The organism is Psychrobacter immobilis (genome assembly GCF_904846285.1).
Classification (GTDB): domain Bacteria; phylum Pseudomonadota; class Gammaproteobacteria; order Pseudomonadales; family Moraxellaceae; genus Psychrobacter; species Psychrobacter immobilis_D.
Map to the genome: position 1 here is coordinate 64,966 of NZ_CAJHAD010000014.1, position 16,477 is coordinate 81,442.

The window sequence follows — 16,477 nt, forward strand, 5'->3', positions numbered from 1 at the left end:
CTTTGATAAGTAGTGTCTTTGATAAGTAGTGTCTTTGATAAGTAGTGTCTTTGATAAGTGATGTGTTTGATAAACAGGTATTTTGCCAATCAAACTTTACGCAGTAAATGATTGTCTCAATCACTTGCAATAAAGTTAAGAACCCTTAGAATAACGACTTGTTTTCACTATGAATCAAGCCGTTTTTCTATGTCTATAAATAATCCAGTGTCTAATCAATCATCAGCACAAACTGCTAATGACCATCCTTTATTGCAGCCCTTAGTCATTGGCGGTTTGACTATTGAAAACCGTTTGATGGTCGCCCCGATGGCTGGCGTGACGGATAATCCATTTCGAAGATTGTGTAAATCGTTTGGTGCTGGTCATGCAGTCAGTGAGATGATTATCGCGGATACGGCACTTTATGCGCGCAAAAAATCACTTTACCGTGCCAATTTTGATAACGAGATTGCGCCTATTTCTGCGCAAATAGCCGGCGCGGAACCGGATAAATTGGCGCAAGCGGCACGTTATCAGATAGATAATGGTGCACAGATTATTGATATAAATATGGGCTGTCCTGCGAAAAAGGTTTGCCGTAGATTGGCGGGCTCTGCATTACTGCAAGATGAAGATTTGGTCGCGCGCTTGCTAGATGCGGCGGCGGGTGCAGTCGATGCGCCTGTGACGTTAAAAACGCGCTTGGGCTATGAGAATGGGCGTGAGAATATTTTGCGCGTCGCCAAGCGTGCAGAGCAGGCGGGTATTGCCGCGATTGCCATTCACGGGCGTACGCGTGAGGACATGTATACCGGCGAGGCGCGTTACGAGCTGATACGTGAGGTCAAAGAAAGCATCAGTATTCCAGTGATTGCCAATGGCGATATCGATAGCGCGCAAAAAGCGCAACGCGTCTATGAGCTAACCGGTTGTGACGCGGTGATGATAGGTCGGGCCGCGCAAGGGCAGCCTTGGATATTTCGCGATATCGAACATTTTTTGCGTACAGGCGAGAGCCTAGCTGCACCAAGCGTGAGCGAGATAAAAGAGATTGTACTGGCGCATTTGCAAGAGTTATATGAGTTTTATGGCGAATACTCAGGCTGCCGAATTGCTCGCAAGCACATTGCGTGGTATACGACCGGCATTCCTAATTCCAACGCTTTTCGCCAAGCCATGTATGGTGAAGAGAGTACCGCTGGGCAGTTTCGCGTGGTCGAAGATTTTTTTTATGCTCACGAATAGCAATAAACGCCCATTCTAAGCATTAAAGCTATTAATAAACGCTTAATTGCTAATAGTTATCCAATTAAATGTACTTTGTTGCCTATTTATTAACTTTATTCCAATTATATTTGCTATGCTTTAGGCGAACATTAATGGATATATTATTTACAAAAAGGATTTTTTATGGCCAATCCCACAAAAAAAGCAATCAGCAAAGCGGTCAAAGATAAGCATATTATTATCACAGGGGCATCAAGTGGTATTGGTGAGCGTACGGCCTATTTGCTCAGTGAATGTGGCGCTCATGTTATCTTGTTGGCACGTACCGAAGACAAATTAAAAGCCGTTAAAGACACTATCGAGGAGCTTGGTGGCAATGCCACTTATTACCCTTGCGATTTGACCAATATGGATGATATTGAAACAGTTAGTACGCAAATTTTAGCAGATTTTGGTCATGTAGATGTGTTGGTCAATAACGCTGGTCGCTCAATTCGCCGCTCGGTGCACGAGTCTATAGATCGCTTCCATGATTTTGAACGTACCATGGATATTAATTACTTTGGCGCCGTTAAAATAGTTCTTGGGTTTTTACCGACGATGATTGAACGTCAAACTGGTCAGATCGTTAATATCTCATCCATTGGTGTGCTGGCAAACAGCCCGCGCTTTGCCGCTTATGTCGCCTCAAAATCGGCATTGGATGCTTTTAGCCGCTGCTTAGCCGCTGAAGTAAAAGGCGATAATGTCACGATTACCAATATCTTTATGCCTTTGGTGCGTACGCCGATGATTGAGCCTACTAAGCTTTATCGTTACATGCCTGCGCTTATGCCTGATGAAGCGGCGATGATGGTTGCCAAAGCTATTGTCCATAAGCCAAACAGTATCGCTAGCAACATGGGTAAATTTGCCTCGGCGACTTATTCATTAGCACCAGCCATCAACGTTGGTATTCAATCGATGGGTTATCGTATTTTCCCAAGTACTCGTGCTGGATTGACGAGTGATAAAAAACCAAATATTGCTCAGCGTGCCTTTGCCAGAATTTTACCGGGTGAACATCACTAAGATAATATGTCTGATGAATTTAAAAAAAGAGATACTACGGTATCTCTTTTTAATGTATTAAAATTACTTATACTTCTATAAATTAGTAAGGTAGCAGATTGTTATTTACCATAACGTCCGTTATGGGAACATGATCAGTGCGCTATACAGGAGTCGAACTGCTAGCGCTATATATAAATTTAACAAAGACGAAATTACTGGCATAGTTTAGACAATCTGACATCTAATAAATAGGAGTACCTGAAAGTGGAGATAAAACTGATGCCTGAGTATGAATGTTTTCCATTATGGGGGTACATAGATAACGAGTTAAACAATATTGATCCAGATGGTTTAAAAATAAGCCGAAACTTAAAGAGTGATTTAAGTCACTGGGCAAATAGGTACGAATCTACATATTTGAAAGAAAATCCTGTAGCTTCTGGATTATTAAGTAGTTCTGAAGAAAAAGAGTTCATTGAAGAAGGTTGTATTTTGAGAGATAGATTACAGTCTGAGTTAGGTTCTAACTACGAAATATTCCTACAGCTGTGAGTTAATTTAAGGTATACCCTAAGGGAACCAGTTATTTCACCCCTTAAACCTATTAACAGACCACTTAAAACAGACTGCTATAATGGAACCACTTATAACAGACTAGCCAAACACACGCCACATTATCCAAAATAACCCTGCCATAACCACAGCAATGACCAATAGCCGCTTTGCCCAATAAGGAATTAACGGCTTTTTATAACCCAAATCATTGAGCTGACTGTCAACGCCATCTTGTAGACTTTGGAAGCCTTGCTCCGTTGGCGTGGTTTTAACGCGAGTCTTCGTCAAGCGCTCCGACTCTTCTTCTACTTGCTCTCTATCAAAGCTAAAAGCTTGGCTTGGGATACCTTGTTTATTAGCGATAGTCGTGAGGGTTTGCTGCTGCTGGTTCTTTAGCGCAAGCTCATAAGCATCTATGCAAGATTTGGCGGCATCCATACTGATACTTTCATCGGCGGCCAATGTTTTAATCGCCTGCACCAAATTGCCTTTTTCGACCATCATCATAACGGCTTTTGGCAGTTTTTTATTAGCGGGCTTTGAGCCTGAATCAGAGTCAAACATGACAGTCCTTATTTGGGTGGGATACTAGGTAGGTGAGAGTATTATAACCATTTTATCGCCGCAAAATTCAAGCAAAAAAATACCGCAGTCATCATTATGTCTGCGGTATTTTTTATGGCGCTTATCGTATTCTAATAAAAGATTGCAATAAACGCTTTTTTAAATTATCTGGGATAATTTATAGGTCTTTCCAACGTTGGATAGACTCTTTGATGACTTCTTTAGCTTCTGCAACGTCACCCCAAGATTCGACCACCGTTGTACCGGCTTTTTTAAGGTCTTTATAGTGGCTGAAATGGAATTGTAACTGGTTGATTAGCTGCTTTGGTAAATCTTCTAGGCTATTGTAAGCATTGCCTGTATCACGGTCGTCAGCAGGTACGACAACGATTTTGTCATCAACTTCGCCATCATCAACGAATTTCATGACGCCAATGACTTTTGCCTTTAAGAAAATACCAGTCGGTAAAGGCTGTTCTGTGATGATTAGGGCATCTAACTCATCGCCATCTTCATCAAGGGTTTGCGGGATGAAACCATAGTTACAAGGTTTGGCAAAAATCTGTGGATCAACACGGTCAAGCTCAAATACGGCCAACTCGCGATTCCACTCAATTTTATGGCTGCTGCCGGTTGGGATTTCTACTACCACATTAATGATGCCACCATCGACGTCGCCTGCGTCCAAAATTTTATTAAAATCTGCCATAAATTGCTCCAATGTACTTTTGTTATGAATGCTTCAGTGATAAAGGGTTAAATGTTGGCGCGCTAAGGTTATTGCTGCGCCCAATTTGTGCCGCCTGCGATTATAACAACTTTGACTCAAATTTTCTCACAATGCTTAAGTCTAAGCGTGCACGATATTATGCAAAAAAGGATTATGCAAAAACTATATTAAAAAAAACAGTGTAAGAAAGACTTAGAGAAATTACTTTGGGGCGAGCGCACGTAATTGGATATGTCCAGCATGGCGCTTAGCAATATTATCGATAAGCTTTTGAGTGACTTGTTCATAGCTTAAAGCGTTAGATGTTAGCTGAAGTGGGTTTGCAATTGGCTGAAGAGATTTTTCAGCTGACTGCGCGCGCGTTTGCTCATTCATGGCAACAAAGTCAACCAATCGTAGCATTTGCATCCCAGCATAGCCGCAGGGATTAATCGCATTAAAGGCCGATAAATCACAATCTAAATTAATTGCGACCCCATGATAACTAAAACCATGCTTGATTTTAAAACCAAGAGAAGCAATTTTGCCTAGCATAATGGCGTCATCAGGAAGTGTGTGAGAGAGTGGTTGATAGTTCTCGTTGATAGTAGTATTGATATGGCTATATAAATAAACACCGGGCGCATCACGGCGCGCATGGGCGCTGATATCGGCACTGGTATTGACGCTATTAGATGCGTGGCTTTTTAAGCAGTCATTGATCACATCTTCAATCGCTTGCTCGGCGTGCGATACCATGTTACGCACACTCCAACCTAGACTTTCCAAATCAAACAACCAATAGATAACCAGCTGCCCATGACCGTGCCACGTCACCTGACCCCCGCGGTCGGTCTTGATAATAGGCGTATTGGTACGTTGCAGGATATGCTCTTCTTTACCGGCTTGTCCAAGCGTATAGACATCATTATGATCAACAATCCATAACTCGTCAGGGGTACGCAGACCTTGCTCTTTTTTGAGGGCGATACGCGCCAATGTGCGTGACAGCATGGCATCAAGGGTGGGTACGTAATCGGCAGCTGAAAGCGTTTTGCTTATAAGCATGTCATTGAGTGATTGTGTGACGTTTTGCATGAGAATGATTGTCTTATGATTTTGTTATTAAAAAGGGTGTTCAATATTGAGATTTAGTGTAGCAGTTTTAGCATTTGTGCCCAAATCTAAATTTTATCATTTGCGCTATGGGTTAATTTATACAGCTTTGATAAAAATGCTGATAAATTCCTGCAATATAAGCCTTAGCTGACACGTATTTCATACAAACCCAGTAGTCAATCAAAGGTGCTGTTCATTCATTGGTCAATGCGCTACATTAAACGGCATTGAATAAAATAGTGTTAAGCCGCATTGAATGGAATCTCATGCGCTTTTTTATTTTAGCGAATGCTAATTTTAATGGCTGTTTTTTAGTGAAGGCTTATTTTAATGACCATACATCAGAGTCTTAAATCTATGATAGCGTACCGACTCTAACGCATATGACAAGGAAGATAAATGACTGATAATAATCAAACGACTGCGTTTCAAAACGAGCTAGCTTCAAACCATACCAATGATGCACACGAATCCCTTAGCATCGTTAAGAGCGTCGCTGATATGCAGGCGCAATTTTCGCGTCTGCAAAAACTGAGCCGCACGCAACCTATCAATGATTGGGCCACGCGTGAAAATCAGCTCGACAATTTAGAGGTGATGCTGAGCGACACTCAAGAATTACTTGCCAAAGCGATTAGCGCTGATTTTGGTTATCGCAGTGAGTCGGAAACTCAATTTGCTGAGTTGTTTCCAAGCTTTACTGGTATTAGTCATGCCAAAAAGAATGGTAAGAAATGGATGAAGCCTCAGCGTGTATCGATTTCAGCGCTTTATATGCCGGCTCATAATGAGATTCAACCGCAGCCATTGGGCGTAGTCGGTATTATGGTGCCTTGGAATTACCCACTATTTTTAGCAGTGGGCCCGATGATTGATGCGTTGGCAGCGGGCAATCGCATTATGATTAAGATGAGCGAGGCCGCACCGCAATTTGCTCAAACCTTTGCTGAGACTATTTCACGTTATTTTTCACCGGATATGGTTTCTGTGGTCATTGGCGAAGTTGAGATTGCCGAAGCCTTTAGTAAACTGCCTTTTGACCATTTATTGTACACGGGCTCGACCGCGGTCGGCAAAAAGGTCATGGCGGCGGCGGCACCGAACTTAACGCCAGTCACCCTTGAGCTTGGTGGTAAGTCGCCGGTTGTCATTTTAGAAGGTGCCAACTTAGAAAATGCCGTCAATCGCGTGATGATGGGCAAAACGCTTAACGCAGGTCAGACCTGTATTGCGCCTGATTATGTACTGCTGCAGCGTCAATATCATAAAGAGTTTATTCGTCTGGCAAAAGAGTGGATGGAAAAACATTATCCCAATATTCAAGACAATCCTGACTACTCGCACATCATTAACGGCGAGCAGTTTAAACGCGTAAAAGGCTATCTTGATGGTTTAGCAGGCGAGAATATTCATCAGCTGACTGATACTGCTGCTGATATCGACAGCCGCTTGATGCCACCAGTAATTGTCAGTGAGCCTGCCTCTGATAGCGATGTTATGCAAAACGAGATTTTTGCGCCGATTTTACCGCTGATGCACTATGATAACCTTGATGACGCTATTGATTTTATCAATGAGCGTCCACGCCCGTTGGCACTCTATGTCTTTGGTGACAACAGCAGCGAGATAGATCAGGTGCGTAATAACACGGTATCGGGCGGTCTTTGCATCAATGAAGTCATCATGCATGTGGCGCAGCACGACTTGCCATTTGGCGGAGTTGGGCACTCAGGTACGGGCGCTTATCACGGTAAAGCTGGCTTTGAGCGTCTTAGTCATATGAAGCCTGTCTTTGTACAATCGAAGTTGAATGGCCTTAATATTTTACTACCGCCATACGGTGGCTTGTTCAAAAAAGCTATGGCGCTGTTTTTAAAATAACAATACGCTCCAAATAAATAAGCAGCGTTATAAATAATAGCATTTACTCAGGTAGGTGCTATTTTTTTACCTATTTTTTACCTAAAAACTCGTTATTCAAAACAAGTTATTAAAAGCTGATTATTTAAAACAACTCATTCAAAAAAAGTCATTCGAATAAGAAGTTAAAAATAAACAATTAAAATTAATGAGCATTTGTCATCTTGACTATAAATCGCTACACTTTGTAGACAGCCTAAACAAATCTATAGTTGATGTTAGGCGCTCTATAAGCAAATAAATTAATAATAAACAACAGACTTTGCGTGCAAAAATACGCTTTACTAAACTTAAGAATAATAACGATAAATAGGATCTGCCGTGCGTCAATGGATTGCCTTTAGCTTATTATTAATAAGCTCGCTAATACTATCTTTACCAGTATCCGCTGCTGTGTCAGGTTGTGATGCGCCGATTAAATTTGGCGCGCTCACGTGGGAGAGTGGGCAGTTTACCACTGGGGTATTAAAATATATCACTGAAAATGGCTATGGCTGTCAAGTGATTGAGGTGCCGGGCGCAGGTCCGGCGCTTGAAAATGCGCTGCTGCAAAATGATATCCAAGTCATCGGTGAGCAGTGGATAGGGCGCTCGCCGATTTTAGAGCAAGCTATCGAGGACAAAAAGGTGGCAATCATTGGCGACACGCTTGAGGGCGGTGCGACCCAAGGATGGTATGTGCCCAAATATGTCTTAGAAGAAAATCCAGGTCTGCGTCGTTATCAAGATTTGCCCAAATACGCTGAGTTGTTTATGGATCCTGAAGACCCGCGTAAGTCGCGTTTTATGAACTGTCCGTCAGGATGGGCATGTGAGATTTTTAATACCCGTTTATTAAAAAATACCGGTTTAGATAAGACTTTTAACAGTGTTCATCCCGGTACTGGCGCTGCGCTCGATGCTGAAATATCCTCTGCTTTTGAACAGCATAAACCCTTATTGTTTTATTACTGGCAACCGACTGGGCTCATGGCAAAATACGACTTTGCGCCATTAGAGTTTCCCGCGCACGATGACGCCTGTTGGCAAGATTTATTACTTGCTAATGGCACCTCTGACTGTATCTCGGGTTTTCCTGTTTCTCCGCTAAGTATTGCAGTATCTACGCCTTTTATGCAGTCTAATCCTGAGCTGAGCAATTTTTTTAAACAAGTTAAATTTACTCCTGACCAGCTCAACGGTGCTATTTTAGAGATGAGTGAAAGCAAGCGCAGCGGTGATGAACAAGCGCTGGTGTTTTTACGTAATAATGCGGATATTTGGCAGACATGGATGACGCCAGAAGCGGCAGATAATATGGCAGCGAAGCTTGGGGTTAGTCTCAATGGTGGCGCTTTATCAAATAGCGCTGCGTCAGATACATTAAAAAATAAAAATACGGCTAATTTATTCGGCTTATCTTCAAGCTTTCCTTCGTGGTCGCTTGAAACCTCGCTCAACAAGGCTTTAGCAACTGTGGTTAGAAACTATGGTGATGTTTTCCGTGGTATCAGTAGCGCCGCCTTGACTTATTTATTGTTGCCTATTGAACGATTTTTAACGTTTATGCCGCCATGGCTAATCATTGCGCTAGTGACCGTCTTAGCATGGTTTGGTGTCCGTAAAATATGGTTTGCGCTGGCATGTGGCGTAGGACTGTTTTTAATTGGCGCATTTGGACTATGGGGCGCGTTGATTGATACCTTTGCGCTGCTCATTGTCTCAGTGTTGGTCACGGTGGTGATTGGTATTCCAATTGGTATTGCGATGTCTGGCAGTCAATTACTGCGTAAAATTATCACGCCGATACTCGACGTTATGCAGACCATGCCAAGCTTTGTCTATTTAATACCCGTGCTGATGTTATTTGGGATTGGCAAAGTGCCCGCGCTATTCGCTACCATTATTTATGCCTTACCGCCGCTGATTCGTTTGACCACTTTGGGCATTACTCAAGTCAATCATGAGATGGTCGAAGCAGGGCGCTCATTTGGTAGCACTCATCTTCAACTGCTTATTTGGATTAAATTGCCGCAAGCGCTGCCTAGTATCATGGCGGGTATTAATCAAGCGGTAATGATGTCGCTGTCTATGGTGGTGCTAGCTTCTATGATTGGCGCGCCGGGTCTTGGTGAAGATGTCTTGCAATCGATTCAAACCCTCAATATCGGTCAAGGTTTACAAGCCGGTACTGCTATTGTCATCGTTGCCATTATCATTGACCGTATCACGCAAGCCTTTGGTCAAGGGAAACGCGCGCGGCAAAAAACCATTGATGCAGGCAGACGCCCAATCGGTTAATTACGAATCATAAAAATAATAAATGAGAATAATAATGAACCATATTCAATTAGAAAATATCAGCAAGATTTATAATGCCAATAGCTCGCAAGCGAAGTCGGCTTTGGCATTATTAGCAGAAGGTATGGACAGTATTGCCGTCAAAAAGCAGACCGGCTATTCGGTGGGGCTGTACGATATTAATTTAAGCGTTAAAGCGGGCGAGCTACATTGTATTATGGGCTTGTCAGGCTCTGGTAAATCAACCTTGATACGCCATATCAATCGTTTGATTGACCCAACTAGCGGTAAAATTTGGGTGGATACGGCTATTAACGCGAAAGAATCAGCGACAGAAATACCTTCTACTTCAATGTCTGTAAGTAGAAAGGAATTACCAAATGGCAACGGAAAATCTTCTGCTATTAATATTTTAGAGCTGAACGATAAAGAGCTACAGCATTATCGCCAGCAAACCGTCAGCATGGTTTTTCAACACTTTGGTTTAGTGCCACATATGACGGTGATGCAAAACGTCGCTTACGGTTTACGTGTGCGTAAAATGAGTATCAAAGAGCGCCATGAGGTTGCAAGATATTGGCTCAATGAAGTTGGGTTGCCCAATCTAGAACACAGCTATCCTGATGAATTGTCCGGCGGTATGCAGCAGCGGGTCGGACTGGCACGCGCGTTGGCAACCGACAATCCAGTCTTACTCATGGATGAGGCGTTCTCCGCACTAGATCCACTTATCCGCGCGCAGCTGCAAGATCAATTGCTGGATTTACAAGAGCGTCTTAATAAAACCATTGTCTTTATTACCCATGATATCGATGAGGCAGTCAAAGTTGGTCAGCGTATCAGTATTTTGAATGGTGGGCGTTTGGTACAAACCGGTAGTGCAAGTGAGTTACGTCACAATCCCGCTGATGATTATGTTGCGCAATTTATGGGAGCCAAAAGTTAATTCAGTTATATTTTTAATCTCATTGATATCAATACATTGATTGGTGTATGCCAATTAAAATTCACTATTAAGTAATTGATTGGCTTTGTAATATGTATTTTTCATTATTTCATCCTCATATTAATACAACTAAGCATTAATAATTGCTTGCATCATTTCTTTGTCCTTACTTCTCTATATCACTACTCTTACTACGTTGTTAAAAAAGTGTAGCAACCCCTTATTTACTATTAAAGTAAACTCCACTAGCGATGTATACTATTAAGATAGTCTAATGCAGTTACCATTCTTTTAATTTACCTATACCTGTCAATTTATTTATTTTCACAAGCATTCATTCTGCTTAATTGCTTTTGAATACCCTTAATGACCATTAAATATTAAGCGTCTGCTCGCAAGACTTCGTAAAAAGGATCCACCATGCTACCTGATAAACAAGATAATAAGTCTCATAATAAAAATCGTTATGATAAGCGCAGCAACGCTAGTGATTTCGCGACAGAGACACCGCGAGCGGCATCGCGTTGGTTAAAGAATGTTAGTGCTTTTGGTGTAACGACGGTATTAAGTGCAGGAATTCTGGTTGCTTGTGGGCAAATGAGTAGCGCGGAAAACAACTCTAAGAGCAATGATAACAGCAATTCCAGCAGCCAAAATAGTGGTGTAAAAAGCTCACGTGATATGTTGCCATCTGACATGCTTGGGCAAATGCAGGCGTTGCCGCAATTGACCAAGGGTTTGGGCAAAACAGGCGCTGCGGTCATTGATCCGAATAAGCCTACCTTGATTAAATTTTGGGCAAGCTGGTGCCCACTATGTTTAGGGACCCTTGCAGAAACCGAAGAGTGGCGTACCGATCCCAAATTTGCCGGTTTGAACGTTGTCACCGTTGCCAGTCCTGGTCACCTCAATGAAAAAGCCGATGGTGAGTTCAATACTTGGTATGCAGGCGTGCAAGCCGACTATCCTAAGCTGCCAGTATTGTCTGACGCTTCAGGCGAGATGATTAATAAGCTTGGTGTGCAAGTATATCCAAGCTGGGCGATACTCGATAAAAAAGGCAACCTGGTACATTTGGTAAAAGGTAATATATCCGCAGAGCAAGCCTATGCCCTTGCTGAAAATGCTGATAATGACTTTGCCGAGCTAAAAGCCGGTAATGCCAAACCGGCAAACGCCCAAGCATTAGATAGTAATAGTAAGATTGAAACCATCAAGCAAAAAGATGGCGTTTACTATAACGATAAAGGTAAGGCGATTAATACGCGCTCAATTTATCTAGCAGGTGGCTGTTTCTGGGGCGTGGAAGCTTATATGGAGCGCGTCGAAGGTGTCGTGGATGCCGTATCAGGCTATGCCAATGGCGATACAGCCAATCCAAGCTATGAGCAAGTGATTCGTGGCTCAGGTCATGCCGAGACGGTCAAAGTAACCTATGATGCCGATAAAACTGATCTCGATACTATTTTGAAATACTACTTGCGCGTGATAGATCCAACCAGCTTAAACAAACAAGGCAATGATCGCGGTGTCCAGTATCGATCTGGCGTTTATTATACGGATAAGGCAGACAAAGCGGTGATTAATGCTGCTCTCAAACGTGTACAGAGCCAGTATAAACAGAAAGTTGTGGTAGAAAATGTGCCGCTAGATAGTTTTTACTTGGCTGAAATGTATCATCAAGATTATTTGGCAAAAAATCCAAATGGCTATTGTCATGTCGATTTAAGCCTTGCCGATGATAAACCAGAAGGCACTGCGCGATCCAAGCTTGCACCGGTCAGCACGGTTGCTGAAACTTTAGATCCCAAACGCTATACGAACTTTGATAAAAGCGCGCTAAAAAACACCCTAACCAAAGCTCAGTATAATATCACCCAAGAGGCGGCTACTGAGCGCGCGTTTAGTCATGAGTATGATGATTTGTTTGCACCAGGGATTTATGTCGATGTGGTGAGCGGTGAGCCATTGTTTTTATCCACCGATAAGTACCAATCTGGCTGCGGCTGGCCAAGCTTTACCAAGCCAATTGATAAGCAAGTCATTACCCAACATGAGGATACCGCCTTTAATATGGTGCGTACCGAGATTCGCTCGCGGGTCGCAGACTCGCATTTGGGTCATGTATTCCCAGATGGTCCCAAAGACCGTGGCGGTTTGCGCTATTGTATTAATGGCGGGGCGCTACAATTTATCCCAGTCGATGTGATGCCGCAGTCAGGCTATGCGCCGTTGGTAAAATTGGTAAAGCCTGCAAAACCTTAATGATTGATATTGATAATTAAACTTATCAAGAGACGTTAAGCTTATGCCTGGCGTCTTTTTTATGGCTGATATTCCAAACTTATAGATCAGAGTAAAAGGATGGATACATTTATTATCGTTGTATTTTTGCTGTTATAAGCGTTGAGTTATGAAAAACGGGGTAAACTTCGTTATACTCAAAATCTGAACCTTTTTTATTATTGGCATCTTGATAATTATTGATAGCTATTTCGTCGCTCGCTTTGTTTGGCGGCTTTTCTTTTTTGCATTTAAGGCTGTAACATGACCGTTACTCATACTGCTAAAACTTTTGAACCTATTATCACCTCGTTACTCGATAACGACTTATATAAATTTACCATGCTACAAGCCATGTTGCATCAGTTTCCGCAGACCCATGGGGTGTACCGTTTTCGCTGCCGCAATAACGAGGATACGCTGTATCCGTTGGCAGATATCAAAGAAGATTTAGAGCAACAGCTAGACAGCTTGTGTGAATTGCGATTTTTAGAAGATGAGCTGGAGTATTTGCGTGGATTGCGCTTTATGCGTTCAGACTTCGTTGATTATCTAGAATTATTTAAGCTAAAACGCCGTTTTATCACCGTTAGCACCGATGAAAAAGGTCGCTTGTTTATTGACATCGAAGGGCCGATGATTCAAGCGATGTTCTTTGAAGTATTTGTCCTAGCCATTGTTAATGAGCTATATTTTAGTGCTTTATCTAATGCCAGCGTCATTGAGGAAGGGCAGCGCAGGTTGGATGGAAAAGTTGAGTTATTGCATCAGTATGCGGTAAAGCAGGAAAAATATGATAATAATACACCGCCATTTATCGTCGCTGATTTTGGTACTCGTAGGCGTTTTAGCAAAGTCTGGCAAGCGCATGTGGTTGAGACTTTACATAACGCTGAACCAAAAATCGTTAGCGGTACGTCAAACGTTTATTTAGCAAAAAAACTCGGCATGACGCCAATTGGTACAATGGCACATGAGTTTATGCAGGCATTTCAGGCATTGGATGTGCGTTTGCGTGATTCACAAAAAGCGGCGCTTGAAGCGTGGGTACATGAATATCGCGGTGATTTAGGTATTGCACTGACCGACGTCGTTGGCATGGATGCGTTCTTACGCGATTTTGATTTATATTTTGCCAAGCTGTTCGATGGGCTGCGTCATGATAGCGGCGACCCTTATATTTGGGGTGACAAGGCCATTGCCCATTATAAGAAATTAAAGATAGACCCAAGAACCAAAATTTTAACCTTTAGTGATGGCTTGGATTTAAATAAAGCTTGGGATTTACATCAGTACTTTAGAGGTCAAATAAGAACCAGCTTTGGCATTGGCACCAATTTGACCAATGATATGGGTATCACACCGATTAATATCGTCTTAAAATTGGTTGAGTGCAATGGGCAGCCGGTTGCCAAATTGTCAGACAGCCCAGGCAAGACCATGATCAATAATGATACCTATCTTGCCTATTTGCGCCAAGTATTTGAAGTCGATGAGCCAGAATAAAGCTGACTTAACTTAGTTTAAATGTCGCTGTTCTCTGTATTGTCATCTTCGGCGAAAGCGGCATCTAATGCTTGCTGCACGGCATTGATACGAGTTTCGCAAACACGATAAGCGGCAATCGACTCTTCAACCGTTGTCATCAGATTATCGATATCTGGCTCGTCTTGTTGCTGTAGTTCAGCGGCATTGGTTTTTAGAATATCATAAGCTGCCTTAAAAGTTTTTGGGGCGGCTTTTTTGCGTTTGCGAGTAGGGGTCGTCATAAGGTTTCCTAATTTTGAAATAAAAATTCAGTAGATAAGTAATTGTTAAATATTTTAGTTTTAGGAGTCTGCTGCTGGTATAAGTTTTCTTTGTTTGCTGTGTGACTTCGTCACTGTTCGAGGCTACGCAAAACTTATCCCAGCAGCTCTGTATTTTTATGGCAAATAGACTATAACTAATTGGTCTCCACATCAATAAGCTGTGCTTTCGCTTTGCCATCTTTTAAGACAATATGTACCGTTTGTTCAGCGTAAAGCTGACTACTGCTGGTCAGTATTTTTTTGCCTTTAGCGTCAGTGAGCATGGTATAGCCTTGCTTAAGCACGCGAGAGGGACGATGCAAGAGTACGATATCGCGCAGATGTTCGCTATCACGCTGTGCTTGTAGTAACTGCTGCTGGGCACTATGCATAATCGTTTTTTTATTGATTCGACTGTGCGTCGATGCGCTTGCTAACTGCTGATAAGCAGATGTTTGAATTTGCGCGTGCAAATCGCTGGTGAGTCTGACAGCTTGCTTGACTTGGCGCTGGGCGCTTTGCTGAATACTACGCCAAGCATAGTCACTGTCTTTTTGCAGGGCGGTTAATTGACCAATCGTTTGCGATTGTATTTGGCTCAACTGGCGTGTTGTCTGTTGCTCAGCGCTATTTAATTGCCGCTGCGCTGATTGTTTGATTTGCGCTTGGTATTGCAGCGTTTGCGTGACGAGCTGGGCTAAATGCGCCATGATAGCAGCAATCACTTTTGACGGCGTATCGAAGCTGGTGTGCGCCACTTCATCTAAAATCACTTTATCACGCTCATGACCAATACCGACCCAGACAGGGATAGGCTGCTCGGCAACGAGGGCAGCAAGCTCGTAATCATTGAGATACGCTAAATCACCAACGGCACCGCCGCCACGGATAATGACTAATAAATCAGGTAGGCGTTGATAGGTGTCATAAAACTGTTGCCCCGCGCTGACGATAGCTTCACGGATTTCGCTTGGTGCGTGATTGCCTTGAAAAGTGGCGTGATGATAATGAAAATGACAGGCACCTGTACAAGCTAAGCGGTCCGCATCGGCTTGAAAGTCGCCCAATCCCGCCGCTTTTTCAGGGGCAATGACTAAGACATGCTCGATATCAAATGGGACGGGTAGCTGCTGATTCAGGTTTAATAAGCCTTCGCCAGTTAAGCGGTCGACCATCTCCGCATATTGCCGCGCCAAGTCGCCTAAAGTATAGCTTGGGTCAATATCTTCAATCGTCAGTGAGAAACCGTATTGTGCATGAAAGCCTGCTGATACTTTGAGTAATACGGTCAAATCACGGTCAAGCGGCATGCCGGTTGCGCGCTCAAACTTTGCTAAGACGCGCGCCGCTTTAAAGCGCCAAAGGTTACCGCGGCAGCTGGCAATGACTTTGCCGTCGTCATCTTTTTCTGCCAGCTCAAAGTAATAATGCCCACCTTTACTTGATAAATTACGAATCTCAGCTTTGACCCATACGCGGTGATTAAAGGTCTGTTTGATAACCATATCGACCGCCGATAGATAGTCGCTCAGCCGCAAAACCGTATCTTCTAAACTGACTTCGAGACTGTTTTCTTGCTCAGCCAGTTCGGCCTCCAAGGTCGCTAAATCTTTGGCAGGCGCTAAAACCTTAGCTTGTTTTGTATGTGACAGGTTGGGTTTGCGCATAATGATAGACCAAAGGTAAGAAGGTTTAAAAACTCGCTGCTTATATAGTAGAGTCTCTTTTATAGTAGAGCCACTTTAAAATCAATAATATAGTGCGACTGGGATGAATTTTTCGCAGCCACTGTGATAGTAGTAAGCAAGGAAAATTTATACCAGTCGCAAATAGCCACTAGTTATAGACTGATTTGAATGTATGGAACATTAGTTAGGGTAGTTTACCCCAAAAGTGCCGCTACAAAAAGTAAAGCCAATAAGCCGCGATGAATATACTATCTATCTCGCAAACTTATTGGCTAAAAGCTAAAAGCTAAAAGCTAAAAGCTAAAAGCTAAAAGCTAAAAGCTAAAAGCTAAAAGCTAAAAGCTAAAAGCTAAAAGCTAAA

The 16,477-nt window shown here is 42.8% G+C and carries 13 protein-coding genes; 8 read left to right on the forward strand and 5 right to left on the reverse strand.

Going from position 1 to position 16,477, the window contains the following annotated elements; genetic code table 11:
• Positions 1–189: 189 nt before the first annotated feature.
• The 3 genes from dusB to JMX13_RS09405 all read left to right on the forward strand — a co-directional run bounded on the left by dusB (position 190) and on the right by JMX13_RS09405 (position 2,814).
• Positions 190–1,227: a tRNA dihydrouridine synthase DusB gene (gene dusB / locus JMX13_RS09395; protein ID WP_201612248.1), complete on the forward strand. Its 1,038-nt coding sequence runs from the start codon at positions 190–192 to the stop codon at positions 1,225–1,227.
• Between the two features lie 165 nt (positions 1,228–1,392).
• Positions 1,393–2,280, forward strand: coding sequence for an SDR family NAD(P)-dependent oxidoreductase (locus JMX13_RS09400; protein ID WP_201612249.1), 888 nt, complete (start codon positions 1,393–1,395; stop codon positions 2,278–2,280).
• 261 nt (positions 2,281–2,541) lie between these two features.
• Positions 2,542–2,814 (forward strand): hypothetical protein, encoded by a 273-nt coding sequence (locus tag JMX13_RS09405; protein WP_201612250.1) that lies wholly within the window; start codon positions 2,542–2,544, stop codon positions 2,812–2,814.
• A 102-nt stretch (positions 2,815–2,916) separates the two neighbouring features.
• On the opposite strand, the gene JMX13_RS09410 is transcribed toward JMX13_RS09405, so the two are convergent.
• From JMX13_RS09410 to lipB, 3 genes are all read right to left on the reverse strand, one after another.
• Positions 2,917–3,381: a hypothetical protein gene (locus JMX13_RS09410; RefSeq protein WP_201612251.1), complete on the reverse strand. Its 465-nt coding sequence runs from the start codon at positions 3,379–3,381 to the stop codon at positions 2,917–2,919.
• Between the two features lie 178 nt (positions 3,382–3,559).
• A complete protein-coding gene (locus JMX13_RS09415) occupies positions 3,560–4,090 on the reverse strand; it encodes an inorganic diphosphatase (RefSeq protein WP_025651820.1) in 531 nt (176 codons plus the stop codon).
• Positions 4,091–4,312: 222 nt separating this feature from the next.
• Positions 4,313–5,188, reverse strand: a complete 876-nt coding sequence (gene lipB / locus JMX13_RS09420) for a lipoyl(octanoyl) transferase LipB (protein ID WP_201612252.1) — start codon at positions 5,186–5,188, stop codon at positions 4,313–4,315.
• A gap of 420 nt (positions 5,189–5,608) precedes the next feature.
• On the opposite strand from lipB, the gene JMX13_RS09425 reads away from it, so the two are divergent.
• The 5 genes from JMX13_RS09425 to pncB all read left to right on the forward strand — a co-directional run bounded on the left by JMX13_RS09425 (position 5,609) and on the right by pncB (position 14,144).
• Positions 5,609–7,090, forward strand: coding sequence for a coniferyl aldehyde dehydrogenase (locus tag JMX13_RS09425; RefSeq protein WP_201612253.1), 1,482 nt, complete (start codon positions 5,609–5,611; stop codon positions 7,088–7,090).
• Positions 7,091–7,450: 360 nt separating this feature from the next.
• Positions 7,451–9,409 (forward strand): glycine betaine ABC transporter substrate-binding protein, encoded by a 1,959-nt coding sequence (locus tag JMX13_RS09430; protein ID WP_201612254.1) that lies wholly within the window; start codon positions 7,451–7,453, stop codon positions 9,407–9,409.
• 34 nt (positions 9,410–9,443) lie between these two features.
• Positions 9,444–10,355, forward strand: coding sequence for an ATP-binding cassette domain-containing protein (locus tag JMX13_RS09435; RefSeq protein WP_201612255.1), 912 nt, complete (start codon positions 9,444–9,446; stop codon positions 10,353–10,355).
• Between the two features lie 420 nt (positions 10,356–10,775).
• Positions 10,776–12,620, forward strand: a complete 1,845-nt coding sequence (msrAB, locus tag JMX13_RS09440) for a bifunctional peptide-methionine (S)-S-oxide reductase MsrA/peptide-methionine (R)-S-oxide reductase MsrB (RefSeq protein WP_201612256.1) — start codon at positions 10,776–10,778, stop codon at positions 12,618–12,620.
• Positions 12,621–12,902: 282 nt separating this feature from the next.
• Positions 12,903–14,144: a nicotinate phosphoribosyltransferase gene (gene pncB / locus JMX13_RS09445; protein ID WP_201612257.1), complete on the forward strand. Its 1,242-nt coding sequence runs from the start codon at positions 12,903–12,905 to the stop codon at positions 14,142–14,144.
• A gap of 17 nt (positions 14,145–14,161) precedes the next feature.
• Here the strand turns inward: pncB and xseB are convergent, their stop codons facing one another.
• Positions 14,162–14,407 carry an exodeoxyribonuclease VII small subunit gene (gene xseB, locus JMX13_RS09450; protein ID WP_201612258.1) on the reverse strand — a complete coding sequence of 82 codons (246 nt, stop codon included), beginning with the start codon at positions 14,405–14,407 and terminating at the stop codon, positions 14,162–14,164.
• A gap of 176 nt (positions 14,408–14,583) precedes the next feature.
• A complete protein-coding gene (xseA, locus tag JMX13_RS09455; RefSeq protein ID WP_201612259.1) occupies positions 14,584–16,095 on the reverse strand; it encodes an exodeoxyribonuclease VII large subunit in 1,512 nt (503 codons plus the stop codon).
• Positions 16,096–16,477: the final 382 nt, after the last annotated feature.

Coding starts and splice junctions, on each gene's coding strand:
- msrAB (WP_201612256.1), top strand. CDS start 10,776: ATGCTACCTGATAAACAAGATAATAAGTCTCATAATAAAAATCGTTAT.
- dusB (WP_201612248.1), top strand. CDS start 190: ATGTCTATAAATAATCCAGTGTCTAATCAATCATCAGCACAAACTGCT.
- JMX13_RS09400 (WP_201612249.1), top strand. CDS start 1,393: ATGGCCAATCCCACAAAAAAAGCAATCAGCAAAGCGGTCAAAGATAAG.
- lipB (WP_201612252.1), bottom strand. CDS start 5,188: ATGCAAAACGTCACACAATCACTCAATGACATGCTTATAAGCAAAACG.
- JMX13_RS09405 (WP_201612250.1), top strand. CDS start 2,542: ATGCCTGAGTATGAATGTTTTCCATTATGGGGGTACATAGATAACGAG.
- JMX13_RS09410 (WP_201612251.1), bottom strand. CDS start 3,381: ATGTTTGACTCTGATTCAGGCTCAAAGCCCGCTAATAAAAAACTGCCA.
- JMX13_RS09435 (WP_201612255.1), top strand. CDS start 9,444: ATGAACCATATTCAATTAGAAAATATCAGCAAGATTTATAATGCCAAT.
- pncB (WP_201612257.1), top strand. CDS start 12,903: ATGACCGTTACTCATACTGCTAAAACTTTTGAACCTATTATCACCTCG.
- xseA (WP_201612259.1), bottom strand. CDS start 16,095: ATGCGCAAACCCAACCTGTCACATACAAAACAAGCTAAGGTTTTAGCG.
- xseB (WP_201612258.1), bottom strand. CDS start 14,407: ATGACGACCCCTACTCGCAAACGCAAAAAAGCCGCCCCAAAAACTTTT.
- JMX13_RS09415 (WP_025651820.1), bottom strand. CDS start 4,090: ATGGCAGATTTTAATAAAATTTTGGACGCAGGCGACGTCGATGGTGGC.
- JMX13_RS09425 (WP_201612253.1), top strand. CDS start 5,609: ATGACTGATAATAATCAAACGACTGCGTTTCAAAACGAGCTAGCTTCA.